The 16090-nt window shown below is 68.9% G+C and carries 14 protein-coding genes and 1 other RNA gene; 7 read left to right on the forward strand and 8 right to left on the reverse strand.

Annotated elements, in window-relative coordinates:
- Window positions 1-169: 169 nt before the first annotated feature.
- From EIP85_RS01700 to EIP85_RS01735, 8 genes are all read right to left on the reverse strand, one after another.
- A complete protein-coding gene (locus EIP85_RS01700; protein ID WP_127900398.1) occupies window positions 170-898 on the reverse strand; it encodes an alanyl-tRNA editing protein in 729 nt (242 codons plus the stop codon).
- Between the two features lie 5 nt (window positions 899-903).
- Window positions 904-3354: a DUF3772 domain-containing protein gene (locus tag EIP85_RS01705; protein ID WP_127900399.1), complete on the reverse strand. Its 2451-nt coding sequence runs from the start codon at window positions 3352-3354 to the stop codon at window positions 904-906.
- On the reverse strand, window positions 3354-4385 hold the full coding sequence (locus EIP85_RS01710; protein ID WP_127900400.1) for a cysteine synthase A: 1032 nt from the start codon (window positions 4383-4385) through the stop codon (window positions 3354-3356). The genes EIP85_RS01705 and EIP85_RS01710 overlap by 1 nt, the downstream gene beginning before the upstream one ends.
- Before the next feature lie 118 nt (window positions 4386-4503).
- The gene (locus tag EIP85_RS23380) at window positions 4504-5661 is read right to left on the reverse strand and encodes an NUDIX domain-containing protein (RefSeq protein ID WP_127900401.1); all 1158 of its coding nucleotides are present in this window, start codon (window positions 5659-5661) and stop codon (window positions 4504-4506) included.
- Window position 5662: 1 nt separating this feature from the next.
- Window positions 5663-6103: a TrgA family protein gene (locus EIP85_RS01720; RefSeq protein ID WP_127900402.1), complete on the reverse strand. Its 441-nt coding sequence runs from the start codon at window positions 6101-6103 to the stop codon at window positions 5663-5665.
- Window positions 6104-6189: 86 nt separating this feature from the next.
- Window positions 6190-7602: a cryptochrome/photolyase family protein gene (locus EIP85_RS01725; RefSeq protein WP_127900403.1), complete on the reverse strand. Its 1413-nt coding sequence runs from the start codon at window positions 7600-7602 to the stop codon at window positions 6190-6192.
- A gap of 16 nt (window positions 7603-7618) precedes the next feature.
- Entirely contained in the window at window positions 7619-8848 is a 1230-nt protein-coding gene (locus EIP85_RS01730; protein ID WP_127900404.1) for an aminotransferase class V-fold PLP-dependent enzyme, read from the reverse strand.
- 200 nt (window positions 8849-9048) lie between these two features.
- The gene (locus EIP85_RS01735) at window positions 9049-10038 is read right to left on the reverse strand and encodes an MDR family oxidoreductase (protein WP_127900405.1); all 990 of its coding nucleotides are present in this window, start codon (window positions 10036-10038) and stop codon (window positions 9049-9051) included.
- Window positions 10039-10144: 106 nt separating this feature from the next.
- Between EIP85_RS01735 and ssrA the strand changes: the two genes are divergently transcribed.
- The 7 genes from ssrA to EIP85_RS01770 all read left to right on the forward strand — a co-directional run bounded on the left by ssrA (window position 10145) and on the right by EIP85_RS01770 (window position 16032).
- Window positions 10145-10499: a transfer-messenger RNA gene (ssrA, locus tag EIP85_RS01740) on the forward strand.
- A 116-nt stretch (window positions 10500-10615) separates the two neighbouring features.
- The gene (locus tag EIP85_RS01745) at window positions 10616-11158 is read left to right on the forward strand and encodes a hypothetical protein (RefSeq protein ID WP_127900406.1); all 543 of its coding nucleotides are present in this window, start codon (window positions 10616-10618) and stop codon (window positions 11156-11158) included.
- Window positions 11159-11293: 135 nt separating this feature from the next.
- Entirely contained in the window at window positions 11294-11749 is a 456-nt protein-coding gene (locus EIP85_RS01750) for an SspB family protein (protein ID WP_127900407.1), read from the forward strand.
- A 93-nt stretch (window positions 11750-11842) separates the two neighbouring features.
- Window positions 11843-13237: a class II fumarate hydratase gene (gene fumC / locus EIP85_RS01755; protein ID WP_127900408.1), complete on the forward strand. Its 1395-nt coding sequence runs from the start codon at window positions 11843-11845 to the stop codon at window positions 13235-13237.
- A gap of 176 nt (window positions 13238-13413) precedes the next feature.
- Window positions 13414-13593 (forward strand): DUF4169 family protein, encoded by a 180-nt coding sequence (locus EIP85_RS01760; protein ID WP_127900409.1) that lies wholly within the window; start codon window positions 13414-13416, stop codon window positions 13591-13593.
- On the forward strand, window positions 13590-13799 hold the full coding sequence (locus EIP85_RS01765) for a ribbon-helix-helix domain-containing protein (RefSeq protein ID WP_127900410.1): 210 nt from the start codon (window positions 13590-13592) through the stop codon (window positions 13797-13799). Before EIP85_RS01760 ends, EIP85_RS01765 begins: the two co-directional genes overlap by 4 nt.
- A 190-nt stretch (window positions 13800-13989) precedes the next feature.
- Window positions 13990-16032, forward strand: a complete 2043-nt coding sequence (locus EIP85_RS01770; RefSeq protein WP_127900411.1) for an ASKHA domain-containing protein — start codon at window positions 13990-13992, stop codon at window positions 16030-16032.
- Window positions 16033-16090 lie beyond the last annotated feature (58 nt).

Genomic DNA, 16090 nt, shown 5'->3' on the forward strand with positions numbered 1-16090 from the left:
TGGCCTTTGTCGCAATTGGTCGCACCGTGGCGCACCGATCCGGCTCCGTGTTGCGCGCCCGGCAGAGGGCGCGGCGCGGGCGGGGCCGATGCGACTCGCCCGCCCGAGCGCGCACGTAAGCGCGAATTCGTGATCCTCGCAAGCCCGAACTGGCGGACTCACGCATAGCTCAATCGTCCAGCAGCACCGAAACGCGCCGGTTCTGACGGCCTTTCTTCTCGATCTTGCCAAGGCTTACCCGGCCGATCTCGCCGGTGCGGGCGACATGGGTGCCGCCGCAGGGCTGCAAGTCCACCTGGTCCGCCCCCTCGCCGATCCGTACCAGGCGCACCCGGCCCTGCCCCATCGGCGGCTGAACCGACATCGTCTTCACCAGCCCCGGATTGGCCAGCAGTTCGTCATCGGTGATCCAGTCCTCCGTCACCGGCAGGTCGAGGTCGATCAGCGCCTTCAGCCGGGTCTCGATCTCCGCCGGATCCTCCGGCGGCTCGGGCATGTTGAAGTCGAGCCGGCCCTTCTCCGGCCCGATCTGCCCGCCGGTCACCGGCAGCGGGATCACGACGGAGAGCAGATGCAGCGCCGTATGCACCCGCATGTGCCGGTAGCGGCGGCTCCAGTCGAGCTTCTGGGTGACCGTCGCACCCACCGGAGGCAGCGCCGCGGGCGATGCCGGGATCAGGACGACTTCGCCATCGTTGCCCTTCACCGCCGCCGCGATCTCCAGCCGTGCCGACCCGCCGGGCCAGGTGATCCAGCCGCTGTCGCCGGGCTGGCCGCCGCCGGTCGGGTAGAAGACGGACCGGTCGAGGATCAGCCCGCCCTCCTCGGTATGGGCCACGACGACCGCCTCGGCCTGGTCGAGATAGGCATCGTCGCGGAACAGGAGCTCGGTGGGCATGTCATCTACCTTTCTGCATCGGTGTCGCCGTCGAGGTCGGGATCGAACCGGGGCAGCGCGCCCGGCTCCTCCGGCTCGGGCCGCGGCCCCGAGGCCACGGACTGCGTCTTCGGCGCAGGGGGCTCGCCCCGCAGCGCCTCGGGATTGCGCAGCCAGATGTCGCGCTGCGCGAAGGGGATTTCGAAGCCCTCCTGGGCGAAGCGCTCGGCGATCTGGTGGTTCAGCTCGGTCTTCACGTCCAGCACGAAGTTGATGTCGCGCAGGATCACCCGCATCTCGAAGCTCAGCGCATCGGCGCCGAAGCCGGTGAAGACGATCTGCGGCTTGGGGTTCAGCACGACCAGCGGATGCGCCTCTGCGATCTCGCGCAGCACCTTGTCGACGTGGCGGGTGTCGGTGCCGTAGGCCACGCCCACCGGCACGATCAGCCGGCCGATGCGGCTGAACTTGGTCATGTTGGTCACCGTGCCGGTGATCAGATTGGAGTTCGGCACGATCACGTCGGCGCGGTCGAACGTCTCGATCCGGGTCGACCGGACGGAGATCGAGCGCACCGTGCCCTGCACGCCCCCGACCTCGATCCAGTCCCCCTCCCCGACCGGCCGCTCGATCAGCAGGATCACGCCCGAGACAAAGTTCGACACGATGTTCTGCAGACCGAAGCCGATGCCGACGGTCAGCGCACCGGCGACGATGGCCAGGCCCGAGAGGTCGATGCCCGCCCCGGTGATCGCCACCAGCGCCGAGAGGACGATGCCGAGATAGCCGACACCGACGGTGATCGCGTTGCGCCCGCCGACGTCGATCCGGGTCCGGGGCAGAACCGAGCTGCGAAGTCCCCCCTGCACCAGCCGCGTGATGCCGTAGCCCACCGCGAACAGGATCGCGAAGGTCAGGAAGTTCGCCGGCGAGATATGGGTGGAGCCGATCTGGAAGCCCTGCGCGAACTGCATCCACAGCTCGGCCAGGTCGGCCACCCGCGCGCCCCAGATCAGCGCGAAGACCGGCAGCGAGAGGACCGTCAGAACGAAGCCGATCAGCACCGGCACCAGCCCGCCATCCTCGCCCGCCGGAGCGCGCGCGATCCAGCGGTAGGAGGCGTCGGTGATCCGCTGGGCGACGACGAGGAAGGCGATCAGCGCCACCGATACCGCGGCGGGAAGGATCACCGCCGTCGCCGCCGCGCGGTAGCCGATGGCCGCGAAGACTGGCCCGCCGATCCCGATGACCATCAGCCCGCGCGACAGGAACGCGGTCAGCCGGTGACGATAGCCCGCGGTCTCGTCCTGCGATCCGCAGTTCTGCACATGACGCTTCAGAAGCCGCGCGAGCCGCACCAGCGAGAATCCGGCCAGGACCAGGATCGGGAAAGCGAGGACCGCGTTGGCAGCGTCGTTGTTCGGCCCGCCGTGAAAGGCCACCTGGCGCAGCATGTCGAGTGCGACGAGCACCCCGAGAAGGCCCGCGTGGAACCGCCCCTCGCGCCGGCGGTCGGCGCTCAGCTCCAGCACCGCGAAGCGGCCGTCACCCCTCGGGAACATCTCCGCGCCCAGCCAGAGCGCGACGAAGATCACGCCGCCCATGACCGCCATCACGTGCAGGATTCGCAGGCCGGTCAGCCCGAACAGCCCGGTTTCCAGCAGCGCGCCATAGACCGCCAGCACCCCGGCGATCGACACCGCCACCTGCAGGATCGAGGCGGCATGGGCCGCCACCTCCTGCCCGGCGTCCGAAAACTTGCGCGACAGCCTGCGCAAGAGCCGCCAGAGCCAGCGCCGCCCGCGCGCCAGAAGCAGCGCGGCGAGGGCCAGATAGAGCAGGATCACCGGCACCGCGGATCCCAGCTCGGCGCGCCGGAAGGGGCTGGACCAGGCCTGCGAGGTCTCGGTCCAGACGGTGCTGGCCGTGTCGGTGACAAGCGCCAGGGCGGCCGGCCAGGTCGCCGGGTTGAGCGGGGTCGGGCCCAGATGCATCAGCGCCGCCGCCTGGCGCTGGCGGGCGACGTTGTCGATCTCGCGCACGATGCCGTCGGCGCGGGTGAAGGCCTCGTCGGCCGCCAGCCCGGGCGCCTGCAGCGTGGCGAGCTGGTCGTTCAGCTTCTTGCGCCGATCGGCGATCTCGGGCGCCTCGGTCGTGCCCTTCGCGGGCGGCGGCCCCAGCGCGGAGATCTGGCTCTGCAGCGTCGCGATCTGGGTCTTGTTGGCGTTCTGCGCCGCCTGGAACTGGCTGCGCCAGTCCACCACCTGCCGCCGCAGCATGTCGAGCGCGAGGTTGGAGGTATCCGGATTGGCGATCGCCTTCTCGGCCTTGTCGGCGAAGGTTTCCCAGGCCTTGTAGTTCGGCGCATGCTGCTGGTTCTGCGTCTGGGCAAGCGCCAGCCCCGGCACCGCAGCCGGGGCGGAGGCGGCGAGCAGCAGGAGAAGCGCTGCCCGGAGAAGCAGGACCAGCCGGCCCATTACCCCTCGAAGACGCTGGGCAACGGGCGCGGCATCGCATCGAGCCAGCCCGGAACCGGCAGCCCCTTCTCCTTCAGGAAGGCGGGGTTGAAGAGCTTCGACTGGTAGCGCGTGCCGTAGTCGCACAGGATCGTGACGATGGTATGCCCCGGGCCCATCTCCCGCGCCATCCGGATCGCGCCTGCGACGTTGATGCCGGAGGAGCCGCCGAGGCAGAGCCCTTCTTCGGAGAGCAGGTCGAAGACGATCGGCAGCGCTTCGCTATCGGGAATGCGCCAGGCCATGTCGGGGGTGAAGCCCTCGAGGTTGGCGGTGATCCGCCCCTGCCCGATCCCCTCGGTGATGGAGCTGCCGGGGCTCTCGAATTTCCCGGTGGTGTAATAGCTGTAAAGCGCCGCGCCCTCGGGATCGGCCAGGCCGATCTTCACGCCCTTGGGCTGCAGCGCCATGCCGGTGCCGGCGAAGGTCCCGCCGGAGCCGACGGCGCAGACGAAGCCGTCCACCTTCCCGCCGGTCTGTTCCCAGATCTCCGGGCCGGTGGTCTCGACATGCGCCTGCCGGTTGGCGACGTTGTCGAACTGGTTGGCCCAGATCGCGCCCTTCGACTCGGTCTTGGCCAGCGCCTCGGCCAGCCGCCCCGAATAGCGGATGTAGTTGTTGATGTTCTTGTAGGGCAGCGCCGGAACCTGGACCAGCTCCGCCCCGGCAAGGCGGATCATGTCCTTCTTCTCCTGGCTCTGCGTCTCCGGGATCACGATCACGGTTCGGAACCCCATCGAGGCGCCGACCAGCGCCAGCCCGATGCCGGTGTTGCCTGCCGTGCCCTCTACGATGGTGCCGCCGGGCTCCAGCTGACCCTTGGCGATCGCGTCGCGGATGATGTAGAGCGCCGCGCGGTCCTTCACCGACTGGCCGGGGTTCAGGAATTCCGCCTTGCCGAGGATCTCGCAGCCGGTCATCTCGCTGGCCTTGTTCAGGCGGATCAGCGGCGTGTTTCCAATCGCATCGGCGAGGTTTTTGCGGATCATCATATCGGAACCTTTCTTCTTCGCCCCTTGATAGGCGCGGGTCTCGGGGAACTCAACGGGGAAGGCAGGTAGCCCGTGCCCCGCGCGGGGCAAGCCGGCGCCCCGCCGCGCGCGCCGCGGCTCAGCCCCCGGCGCTGGCGGCGGCTGATGCCCCTGCCCCGATCTCTGCCCGCAGCCGGGCGCGGTTGGCCTGCAGCCAGTAGGCCATGATCAACAGCACGCCGTTCTCGACCTCACCCGAGGCCACCAGCTCCATCAGCCGCGCGAAGGGCAGGATATGGCTCTGGATATCCTCATGCTCCTCGGCGAGCCCCGCCGTCCCTGTCGCCACCGTGCCGAGATCAGCAATGCCGACATAGGCATAGAGGTACTCGGACATGGTCCCAGGCGTCGGATAGTAGCCCGCCACAGGGTGGAGCGCGCCGAGCGTGATGCCGGCCTCCTCCCCCGCCTCGCGGCGAATGGCCTCCTCGGGCGTCTCGCCCGGGTCGACCCGGCCGGCGACGCCCTCCAGCATCCAGGGCTCCGCGTCGCCGCGCGCCATCGGGCCGGGGCGGAACTGTTCGATCAGCAGCACCTCGTCGCGGACCGGGTCGTAGGGCAAGGCGCAGGCGGCATCGCAGCTCACGAAGACCGCGCGGTGCATCTCGCCGCTCATCGCCCCGTCGAAGCGGCGGTGCCGAAGGTCGTATTCCTCGACCGCGAAGAAGCGCGCATAGGGCTCGGCCCGTGCCGTGATCTCCACGTCCCCCGGCGCCGCCTGACGCCGCAACGTCACCGGCGCGGCCTTCCGCGCGCGGACGGCGGAGGCCGCCGCGGCCAGGAGCGAGGGGTAGCGCGCCATCGCCTCGGCCTGCGGAACGCGCCCGAAACCCGCCATGAAGCGCCGCGCCGCGATCACCGCGGCGTCGCCCACCCGCGCCTGCCAGACCGAGAGGTCCCACGGCGCGCCGGGCGTCTGGCGCGAGGGTTCCGGGAAATAGATCCGCGCCGCCACCGTCTCGCCCGCGCCGACGCCCAACGGCACCTGCTGCGTGGCATAGGCAAAGCCGCCCTCGTAATAGTCGAGCCGCGCGGCTTCCTCATCGGTGATCCCGCGCGCCAGCACGCCCTCGGCCACCCCGCCCGGTTCCGACTTGATCATCGGGAAGGCATGGCCCGCGACCCAGTAGGTCGCGTGATCCGCCAGCCGCGCCGGGGTAAGCGCGATCTCGCGCCCCATCACCTCGGCCAGAAGCGGCGCGTGGCACAGCGTGCCGTAGAAGAAGAAATCGGCCATCTCAGCGCCACCGCCGGCTGGCCCATTCGGTGACGAGCCCGGCAAGGATCCCGCCGCCGATCAGCACGACAAGCTCGGTCGTCGCCGTCAGCATCACCGCGTATTTCGCGATCATCCCCGCCATCGCCTGAAGCGCATCCATCGGTCCGTGATACATGTGCTGCATCGAGCGTATCACCATCTCGCGCCCGGTGAAGAGGATCAGCGCGAAGAAGACGATCGTGGCAGAGGAACGGATGCCATTGCCGATGGCCGTGATCGTCCCGCGCCCGGCCATGGCGCCGCTGACCATCCAGCCGGTGACCGCGCCGATCCCCCCGCAGATCAGCGAGAAATACCCGAATTGAGAGCCCGGGGGCATCAGCGGCTTGAAGCTCTCCGCCGCCACGAAGGCCACGGCGAAGAAGGCAAGTGCGGCGATCAGCTTCGCGGCGGTGGGCATGACGGGGCTCCCTGAATACTCACGCCCCCGGGTTAGCGCCGCGCCGCGGGGGGAGGCAAGGGAAAGCCTTTGCCGCGCTCCCCGCCTCAGCCCGCCCGTTGCCCATAGGCCGCAAGCGCCTGCGCCCGGCCTGCCTCGAGCGAGATCACCGGCTCTGGGTAGCCCGCGCCCGGATCAAGCCGCCAGCGGCGTGGCGCGGCTTCGAAAAAGGCCAGCGCCTCCGGCCCCGGGCCGCGCGACAGCTCGGCAACGAAGCGGCGGCGATAGGCCCCCTCCGGGTCGAACTTCTTGGCCTGCGTCGCCGGGTTGAAGACGCGGAAATAGGGCGCCGCATCCGGCCCCGACCCCGCCACCCATTGCCAGCCCATGGCATTGGCCGCCGGGTCCCAGTCGATCAGGCAGTCCTCGAACCAGGCCAGCCCCAGCCGCCAGTCGGTCAGAAGGTGCTTGGTCAGATAGGAGGCCACGACCATCCGCACCCGGTTGTGCATCCGCCCGGTCACGTAGAGCTCGCGCATCCCGGCATCGACGAACGGCTCGCCCGTCATCCCCCGCCGCCAGCGCTCGGCCTGCGGGCTCTCGCCGCGCCAGGGGAAGGCGTCCCATTCCGCGCGCCAGTTGCTGCGGGCGAGATCGGGGAAATGATGCAGCAGGTGATAGGTGAACTCGCGCCACACAAGTTCCTTCAGGAAGGTCTCGGCCCCCGCCGCGCCCTCCTCCATCGCGCGGGCGGCGCCGAGCCAGACCTGCCGCGGCCCGACCTCCCCCTGCGCGAGGTTTTCGGAAAGGCCGGAGGTCGCCTCCGCTCCCGGCAGGTCCCGCTCCGCGCCGTAGCGCCCGATCCGGCCCTCCAGGAAGCCCGTCAGCCGCCCGGCCGCCGCCTCTTCGCCGACGCAGGCATGGCCCGCGACGATCTCGAGGCCCCGGCGCATCTCGGCGCCGAGCGCCCAGTCCTCCAGCCGGTCGCTTTCGGGCCACGCCGCCGGCGGGCGAAGCCGCGTCACCGTCGGCAGCGGCGCGCCCACGCCCCGGTCCCGCACCGCGCGCCAATAGGGGGAATAAACCTTGTAGGGCCCGCCCTGCCCGGTCTCAACCGTCCAGGGTTCATGCAGCAGGAAGCCCGGGAAGCTGCGCGCATCGATCCCCAGCGCCCGCAGCGCGGCCTTCACCTCGGCATCCCGCGCCTTCGAGGCCGGATCGTAGAGCCGGCTCCACCAGACGCCCGATGCCCCGGTCTCCGCCACCAGCGCGGCCAGCACGTCCAGCGCCGGGCCCCGCCGCAGGATCAGCCGCGCGCCGATCGCCTCCAGCCGCGCGGCAAAGGCGCCGAGCGCCGCGCCCCAGCGCCATTTCGGCGCGGCGCCCAGGCGCTCGGCGAGGTCGTCGAGAATGGCGACGGCAACGACCGGCCGCCCGGTCTCCGCCGCCGCGGCGAGCATCGGATGATCCGCCAGCCGGAGGTCTCGGCGGAACCAGAGGATCAGCGGTGCGTCGGTCATGGGCGTCCCGATCAGGTCAGAGCACCGCGTCGAGCGCCCCGATCAGTCGGTCGATCTCTTCGCGGCTGGTGTAGTGCACGAAAGACATACGCAGCACACCGTGGGCCGGATCGATCCCCATCGCCTGAAGCGGGCGGACGGCGTAGAAATCGCCCCCTCCCGCCATGATCCCGTGCGGGGCGAGCGCGGCGGCCAGATCCTCGCCCTTCCGCTCGCAAGCGATGGCGACGGTGGGCGCCCGCCCCTCCGCCGCGCGCGGCCCCAGCAGGCGGACGTCGTTGCGGTCGCCGAGGTAATCGAGAAGCGGCTGCAAGAGCCGCACCTCGTGCGCCCGCATCAGATCATGCGCCAGCGCCCCACGTTCGCGCGGCCCGAGCCCCGCGCCGCCGTGATGCTCCGCCAACTCGTCAAGGTAATCCGCCATCCCGGCCGAGGCCGCGACCTGCGCATGGTCCGGCCCGGCCGGGGTGAAGCGCTTGTAGAGGCTGTCGCCGTTGAAATAATGCCCCTGGTTCGGCAGCGCCTCGCCAAGCGCGCGGCGGATCACCATGATCCCCTGGTGCGGCCCGTAGGTCTTGTAGGCCGAGAAGAGGTAGATGTCCGCGCCGAGCGCCCCCACGTCCGGCAGCCCGTGCGGCGCGTAGCTGACCCCGTCGACACAGGCCGCGGCACCCGCCGCATGGGCCATGGCGACGATCTCCGCCACCGGGTTGATCTCGCCCACCACGTTCGAGCAGTGCGGAAAGCAGACCAGCTTCACCTTGCCATCCGCCAGAAGCCGCTGCAGCGCCTCCGGGTCCAGATGCCCGGTCGCTCCGTCGATGCGCCATTCGCGCACCTCGACGCCATGCTCGGCCAGCCGCCGCCAGGCGCCGGAATTGGCCTCGTGATCCTGATTGGTGACGACGATCGCGCCGCCCTCGGGAAGCCAGCCCTTCACGGCCTGCGCCAGCACATAGGTGTTCTGGCTGGTCGAGGGACCGAAGCTCACCTCGTCCGTCTCCACGCCGAGGATCGCGGCGAGCCGCTCGCGGGCCTCGTCCATCTCCGCCCCGGCAAGTTCCGAGGCCTCGAAGGGCGCGTAGGGCTGCACCTTGCGCTCGCGGTAGAACCGCGTGAGGCGCTCGAAGACCGGGCGGCAGGGGTATGATCCGCCGGCATTTTCGAAGAAGGCACGGTCACGCAGCGCGGGTTGCTCGAAGGCCGGAAACCGGCTGCGGACGAAATTGATGTCGAGTTCAGTCATCGGTGACCCTTTCAGTCGATCCAGAACGGCCCGGCTCAGACCGCCCCATGAGGCGGCGCCCCGGTGCGGCAGGTCTTCCAGCCAAGCCGCTGCTTCGATCGGATCGAAAGTCACCGGCAGATCCCGGGCTCAGGGCCGCGGACTCGTCCCCTTGCTAGCCCGTGGCACGGCGCGGGTAAATCCCTCTCTGCGCCCGCCCCTCAGCGGCGGACGTCGACGACGATCCGGCCCTGGATCTGGCCCTTCAGGATCGCCGCGCCCAGCTCTGGCAGATCGGCCAGCCGCGCCGGGCTGATCATCGCCTCCAGACGGTCGAGCGGCAGGTCCCGCGCGATCCGGTTCCAGGCGCGTACCCGGTCCTCGTAAGGCCGCAGGACCGAATCGATGCCAAGCAGGTTCACCGCGCGCAGCAGGAAGGGAATGACCGTCGCCGGCAGCGCCGAGCCGCCGGCCAGGCCCACGGCGGCGACCGAGGCGCCATATTTCATCTGCCCCAGCACGCGGGCCAGCATCGCGCCGCCCACGGCATCGACGCAGCCCGCCCAGGTCTCCGATTCGAGCGGGCGCTTCACCGTCTCGGCCAGCTCCGCCCGCGGCACGATCCGCGCGGCGCCGAGGCCGTGGAGGTATTCGCCCGCATCCATCCGCCCGGTCACCGCGGCGACCTGGTAGCCGAGCCGCGCCAGGATCGCGATGGCGACCGAGCCGACCCCGCCCGAGGCGCCGGTCACCAGGACCTCGCCCTTCTCCGGGCTCAGCCCATGATCCTCCAGCGCCATGACGGCAAGCATCGCGGTCAGCCCGGCGGTGCCCACCGCCATCGCCTGCCGCGTCGTCAGCGCATCGGGCAGCGGCACCAGCCAGTCGGCCTTCACCCGGGCCTTCTCGGCATAGCCGCCCCAATGCGTCTCGCCGACGCGCCACCCCGTCAGCACCACCTTGTCGCCGGGCCTGTAGCGCGCATCGTCCGAAGCCTCGACAGTGCCGGCGAAATCAATCCCCGGCACATGCGGCCAGCTTCTGACCAGCCCGCCGCCGGAGCCAAGGCACAGCCCGTCCTTGTAGTTCAGCGTCGAATAGTCCACCGCGACGGTCACTTCGCCCGCCGGCAGACGGTCATCCGCCAGTTCCTGGACCCCGGCCCGGGTTGCGCCCTCAGCATCCTTCTCGACGACCAAAGCTCGGAACATGGCTGCCCTCTCTACTGCCGAGGGCCCATCGCCGCCGGTCTCACGACTGTCCCAGACCGGCCCGGCGGAGGCAAGCCCGCGGGCGCGCCCGAAGCCCGCGAAAGCCCCCCTTGAGCGTGCATCTGCCGGCGCCTATATTCAGCGTGTTCCGGGCAACCGGGGCTATGGACATAAACGCGCTCGTAATAACCGGATCGGACCCGGGGGCGGTACCCGGCGGCTCCACCAGAAACCCTTCGTTGGGGGCGAGAGGGGCCGAAATAGGATCGACGAACGTCTAAAGGGGTTTGCTTTGTCCCGGTGAGCTACCACCGTTATCGGTGCATATCGCATAGTTGCCAACGACAACCATGCTCCGATGGCTCTGGCTGCGTAAGCAGTTCGAGTGATCGAAACTTAAGCCCTTGCGCTTAGCCGCGTAAGGCGGGGTTCGCAGGCACCTGGCAACAGAAGCCTGCACTTCCAAACCCTTACGATGACCACAATCATTTCGCGCTTTTCGCGACTCACCTAGCGTTGCCCCTGCCCGAGCCGCTTACGCCGGCCCGGATGTTGCAGTGAAAGGGAAGGTGGGACAATGAAACGGCAATCCGCAGTCGTGGCCGCGGGCATCGCCCTGGCCCTCGCCATGGTCGCCGACCGGGCGATGGGATTCGACATCAGCCAGCTGAAACCGGGCACGACCTACAACTGGGTCACCTCCACCGGCAACACGACGGAGACCTATCTGGGACCGGTCGACGGCGTCTATGCCTTCCAGTTCACCCGCGACGACTCTCAGGGCCAGCCGCTGCAGATGTTCTGGTGGGCCGACCAGGGCAACCAGCTGACGGCAGTCTCGGGCAGCGGGACGACCCAGTGGTACACGCCCAACGACTGCTCGCTGACCGTCGGCGAGTGCTATTATCAGCAGGTCGACTCGAACGGAAAACGCACAAACATGATCCGCGTCACCGAGGTCTCCGGCAATACCGCGACCTACAGGCTCTTCCGGCAGGGGTTCCTCCGCCGGGTTCTCGTCCAGCGCGGCACCTTCACCGTGGATAATCTCGGCTTCGTGCTGTCGGAGACGGATGTCGACGCCAACGGCACAACCTCCTTCGTGCGCCGCCTGCATTGAGCGCGTGCGCCGGGCGCCCCGCCGGGGCGCCCCCGCGGGAACCCGGCGGAGCCCTGCGCGCCGGCGCTTGCCCCCTTTCCTTCGGAGTCGAATCTCCTATGCTGGCCCCAAGCCGGCAGTGAAAGGCATTTTCCAATGACGCGTTCCATCGACTACGGCAACCTCATGCACCGCGCCATGCGCGGGCTGATCCAGGAGGTGCTCACCGATGTGGCCGAAAGCGGCCTTCCAGGCGCGCATCACTTCTTCATCACCTTCGACACCCGCCACCCCGGCGTGGAAATGGCCGACTGGCTGAAGGACCGCTACCCGGCAGAGATGACCATCGTCATCCAGCACTGGTTCGACAACCTCACCGTCACCGACGACGGCTTCTCCATCACGCTCAACTTCGGCAACCAGCCCGAACCGATGGTGATCCCCTTTGACGCGATCCGCACCTTCGTCGACCCCTCGGTCGAATTCGGCCTGCGCTTCGAGACCCATGACGACGACGAGGACGAAGAGGAAGCCGGCATGATCGAGGCGGAGGAGGAAGAGCCCCCCGCCAAGGATGCCGACGTCGTCAGCCTCGACAGCTTCCGGAAGTGATCCGCCACCGTATGCTACGGTATGCCGATTGATTTCACCCGGCGCGGGCGTTAGACCCCCGGCATCACCCGAGCCCGTGCTTCGAGGAATGCCATGACCAGCACCCGCACCGAAACCGACAGCTTCGGCCCGCTTGAAGTTCCCGCCGACAAGTACTGGGGCGCGCAGACCCAGCGCTCTATCCGGAACTTCCCGATCGGCTGGGAACGCCAGCCGGTGAAGATCATCCGCGCGCTTGGCGTCATCAAGCGCGCCTGCGCGCTGGTGAACATCGATCAGGGCGACATCGAGCCGGAACTCGGCAACGCCATCGCCGCCGCCGCGCAGGAGGTGATCGACGGCAAGTTCGACGACAACTTCCCGCTGGTGGTCTGGCAGACCGGCTCCGGCACCCAGTCGAACATGAACGCGAACGAGGTGATCTCGAACCGCGCGATCGAGATGCTGGGCGGCGAGAAGGGCTCCAAGAAGCCCGTCCACCCGAACGACCACGTCAACCGCGGCCAGTCCTCGAACGACACCTTCCCCACCGCCATGCATGTCGCCGTCGCGATGCAGGCGCAGGACGTGACGCTGCCGGGGCTGGAAAAGCTCCACGGCGCGCTGATGGCGAAGTCCTACGAATTCAAGGACATCATCAAGATCGGCCGCACCCATACCCAGGACGCGACGCCGCTGACGCTGGGCCAGGAATTCTCCGGCTACGCGCATCAGGTCGCCATGGGCATCCGCCGCATCAAGGCGGTCCTGCCGGAGATCTACGAGCTGGCCCAGGGCGGCACCGCCGTCGGCACCGGGCTGAACACCAAGACGGGCTGGGACAAGCGTGTCGCCGCCAAGATCGCCGAGATCACCGGCCTTCCCTTCGTCACCGCCCCGAACAAGTTCGAGGCGCTGGCCGCCCATGACGCCATGGTGATGATGTCCGGCGCGCTGAAGACGGTCGCCGCCTCGCTCTTCAAGATCGCCAACGACATTCGCTTCCTCGGCTCCGGGCCGCGCTCCGGCCTGGGCGAGCTGATCCTGCCGGAAAACGAACCCGGCTCCTCGATCATGCCCGGCAAGGTCAACCCGACGCAGGCCGAGGCGCTGACAATGGTCTGCGCCCATGTCATGGGCAATGACGCCGCGATCGGCTTCGCGGGCTCCCAGGGGCATTTCGAGCTCAACGTCTTCAACCCGATGATGAGCTACAACCTCCTGCAGTCGATGCAGCTCCTCGGCGACGCCGCCGGCAGCTTCACCGACAACATGGTGGTCGGAATCAAGGCCAACGAGGCCCGGATCGAGAAGCTGATGCGGGAATCGCTGATGCTGGTGACCGCGCTCGCCCCCACCATCGGCTACGACAACGCCACCAAGGTCGCCAAGACCGCCCACAAGAATGGCACGACGCTGCGCGAGGAAGCCATCGCCCTCGGCCTCGTCGACGGCGAGACCTTTGACCGAGTCGTCCGCCCGGAAGACATGATCGGCCCCAAGGACTGAACCGTCCGAAAGCCAACGAACCAAGGGGCGCCCCGACCGGCGCCCCTTTTTCGTGCTGTCGGGACATGTCCCACGGCGTGGGGCGCACGCGCAGAGCACCGCCGACGCAGCGCCCGCCCCGTAGCCGCGCCGCCCGAAATGCGCTAAACCGTCCCCGCACCCAGGGAGCCTTCGCCATGGCAGACCTCGTCAATCTCAACCGCGCCCGCAAGCTGAGAGACCGCACGAAGAAGCGCTCGGAAGCCGATGAGAACGCTGTGAAATTCGGACGCACAAAAGCTCAGAAGACGGCCGAGGAGGCCGCCGCCGAACGCGCACGAAAGACGCTCGACGCCCATAAGCGGGAGGAGCCATGAGTGCCCGCCCGGTCAAGCGATCTCTGACCCTGAAGGGCCACCGCACCTCGGTCTCGCTAGAGGACGAGTTCTGGGCCGCCTTCCGCGAGATCGCCGCCGCCCGCGAGCAGGGCCTGAACGAGCTCGCAGCCGAGATCGACGCCGCCCGCGGCGATGTCGGCCTCGCCTCCGCCATCCGCGTCTTCATCCTGCGCTCCTATCGCTGAGTTTCGCGCAGCGGAGGGCCAGCGCCCAGCCCGATACGTGGTGCGCAGCACCACCGGGCGCCGCCCTCCCCGGCGCAACACTTCCCCTGATGACGCCAATTCGCCACCGAATGACGCCCCCGGGCTTTGCCCCGCCGCCGAAGCGAATTATGACTTCCTCCAACATGTTTTCCCGCCGGAGCACCACCCCATGACCGAGACGCGCGACCCGCTCGTCATCTTCACCCCCTCCGGCAAGCGCGGCCGCGTCGCCCCGGGCACGCCGGTGCTGACCGCCGCCCGCCAGCTCGGGGTCGACCTCGACTCCGTCTGCGGCGGGCGCGGTATCTGCTCGAAATGCCAGATCACCCCGGGCTACGGCGAGTTTTCCAAGCACGGGGTGACCGTCGCCCCCGATGCGCTCTCCGCCTGGAACTCGGTGGAAGAGCGCTACAACCGCATCCGCGGCCTCACCGAAGGCCGCCGCCTCGGCTGCCAGGCACAGATCCTGAAGGATGTCGTTATCGACGTCCCGCCGGAAAGCCAGGTTCACAAGCAGGTCGTCCGCAAGGCCGCCACGGTGCGGGCCATCACCATGGACCCGGCCACCCGCACCTACTACGTCGAGGTCGCCGAGCCTGATATGCACGAGCCCTCAGGCGATTTCGAACGCCTCGCTGCTGCACTAAAAGAACAGTGGAATATCAGTGATCTGCAGCCAGGACTTCAGGTCTTGTCGAAACTTCAGCCGGTGCTCCGCAAGGGCGAGTGGAAGGTCACCGTGGCGATCCACCAGGGCAACCACGACGCAAGGCCGAAACTGCTCGATCTCTGGCCCGGCTTCGACGAAGGCGGGCTTTACGGTCTTGCCATCGACCTCGGCTCCACCACCATCGCCGCCCATCTGTGCGATCTCGCCACCGGCGACGTCCTTGCCTCCGCCGGGATCATGAACCCGCAGATCCGCTTCGGCGAGGACCTGATGAGCCGCGTCAGCTACGCGATGATGAACCCCGGCGGCGACCGCGAGATGACCTCGGCGGTCCGCGACAGCATCAACACGCTGGCGCAATCCATTGCCGATGAAGGGAAAATAGATCCCACCCGCATCGTCGAGGTGACCTTCGTCTGCAACCCGGTGATGCACCATCTGCTTCTCGGCATCGACCCGGTCGAGCTTGGCCAGGCGCCCTTTGCGCTCGCCTCCTCCTCCGCGCTCGGGCTTGATGCGCGCGAGCTGGGCCTCGGCGCGATCAATGCCAATGCCCGGGTCTATGTGCTGCCGCTGATCGCGGGCCACGTGGGCGCCGACTGTGCCGCCGTCGCGCTGTCCGAAGAGCCGAACAAGGCCAAGGACATGGTGCTGATCGTCGATGTCGGCACCAATGCCGAACTTCTCTGCGGCAACGCGGACCGCGTTCTGGCCTGCTCCTCGCCCACCGGCCCCGCCTTCGAGGGGGCGCAGATCTCCTCCGGCCAGCGCGCCGCGCCCGGGGCCATCGAGCGGATCGAGATCGAGCCCGCCACCAAGGAGCCCCGCTTCAAGGTCATCGGCTGCGACCTCTGGTCGACCGATCCGGGCTTTGCCGAGGCCACCGCCCAGACCGGCATCACCGGCATCTGCGGCTCCGGCATCATCGAGGCGGTGGCCGAGATGCGCCTCGCCGGCATCATCGACCCCTCAGGCCTGATCGGCTCGCCCGAACAGGTCGGCAGCCCGCGGCTGATCGCCGACGGGCGGACCTGGTCCTACGTGATCCACGACGGCTCCGCCGAAGGCGGCCCGCTGATCAGCGTGATCCAGACCGACATCCGCGCGATCCAGCTCGCCAAATCCGCGCTCTATGCCGGGGCGCGGCTGCTGATGGACGAGCTTGGCATCGAAAAGGTTGACCGCGTCGTGCTCGCCGGTGCCTTCGGCGCGCATATCTCGCCCCGGCACGCCATGGTGCTGGGCATGATCCCCGACGTGCCGCTCGACAAGGTGATCTCCGCCGGCAACGCCGCCGGCACCGGCGCGCGGATCGCGCTCTGCAGCGTGGCCGCCCGCAACGAGATCGAGCGCGTGGTGCGCGAGATCCACAAGGTGGAGACCGCGATCGAGCCGCGCTTCCAGGAGCATTTCGTCGCCGCGAACGCGATCCCACACGCGACCGCACCCTTCCCGGAGCTGCACAAGATCGTCACCCTGCCCGAGGTCTCCTTCAACACCAGCGGCAGCGGCGAAGGCGGCCGCAGGCGCCGCCGCGGCTGAGCCCCTAGGCCCTGCAGAGGGCCAGCGCCCGTCCGCGGGTGGGCGCTCGCTCCGGCTA

Origin of the sequence: Solirhodobacter olei, assembly GCF_004010155.1 — a bacterium.
Classification (GTDB): domain Bacteria; phylum Pseudomonadota; class Alphaproteobacteria; order Rhodobacterales; family Rhodobacteraceae; genus Solirhodobacter; species Solirhodobacter olei.

What these genes read in the sequence shown, in the direction of transcription:
- EIP85_RS01735 (WP_127900405.1), bottom strand. Translation starts at nt 10,038, where the DNA reads ATGTTCCGAGCTTTGGTCGTCGAGAAGGATGCTGAGGGCGCAACCCGG.
- EIP85_RS01725 (WP_127900403.1), bottom strand. Translation starts at nt 7,602, where the DNA reads ATGACCGACGCACCGCTGATCCTCTGGTTCCGCCGAGACCTCCGGCTG.
- EIP85_RS01745 (WP_127900406.1), top strand. Translation starts at nt 10,616, where the DNA reads ATGAAACGGCAATCCGCAGTCGTGGCCGCGGGCATCGCCCTGGCCCTC.
- EIP85_RS01700 (WP_127900398.1), bottom strand. Translation starts at nt 898, where the DNA reads ATGCCCACCGAGCTCCTGTTCCGCGACGATGCCTATCTCGACCAGGCC.
- EIP85_RS01730 (WP_127900404.1), bottom strand. Translation starts at nt 8,848, where the DNA reads ATGACTGAACTCGACATCAATTTCGTCCGCAGCCGGTTTCCGGCCTTC.
- EIP85_RS01750 (WP_127900407.1), top strand. Translation starts at nt 11,294, where the DNA reads ATGACGCGTTCCATCGACTACGGCAACCTCATGCACCGCGCCATGCGC.
- EIP85_RS01720 (WP_127900402.1), bottom strand. Translation starts at nt 6,103, where the DNA reads ATGCCCACCGCCGCGAAGCTGATCGCCGCACTTGCCTTCTTCGCCGTG.
- EIP85_RS23380 (WP_127900401.1), bottom strand. Translation starts at nt 5,661, where the DNA reads ATGGCCGATTTCTTCTTCTACGGCACGCTGTGCCACGCGCCGCTTCTG.
- EIP85_RS01710 (WP_127900400.1), bottom strand. Translation starts at nt 4,385, where the DNA reads ATGATGATCCGCAAAAACCTCGCCGATGCGATTGGAAACACGCCGCTG.
- fumC (WP_127900408.1), top strand. Translation starts at nt 11,843, where the DNA reads ATGACCAGCACCCGCACCGAAACCGACAGCTTCGGCCCGCTTGAAGTT.
- EIP85_RS01770 (WP_127900411.1), top strand. Translation starts at nt 13,990, where the DNA reads ATGACCGAGACGCGCGACCCGCTCGTCATCTTCACCCCCTCCGGCAAG.
- EIP85_RS01760 (WP_127900409.1), top strand. Translation starts at nt 13,414, where the DNA reads ATGGCAGACCTCGTCAATCTCAACCGCGCCCGCAAGCTGAGAGACCGC.
- EIP85_RS01705 (WP_127900399.1), bottom strand. Translation starts at nt 3,354, where the DNA reads ATGGGCCGGCTGGTCCTGCTTCTCCGGGCAGCGCTTCTCCTGCTGCTC.
- EIP85_RS01765 (WP_127900410.1), top strand. Translation starts at nt 13,590, where the DNA reads ATGAGTGCCCGCCCGGTCAAGCGATCTCTGACCCTGAAGGGCCACCGC.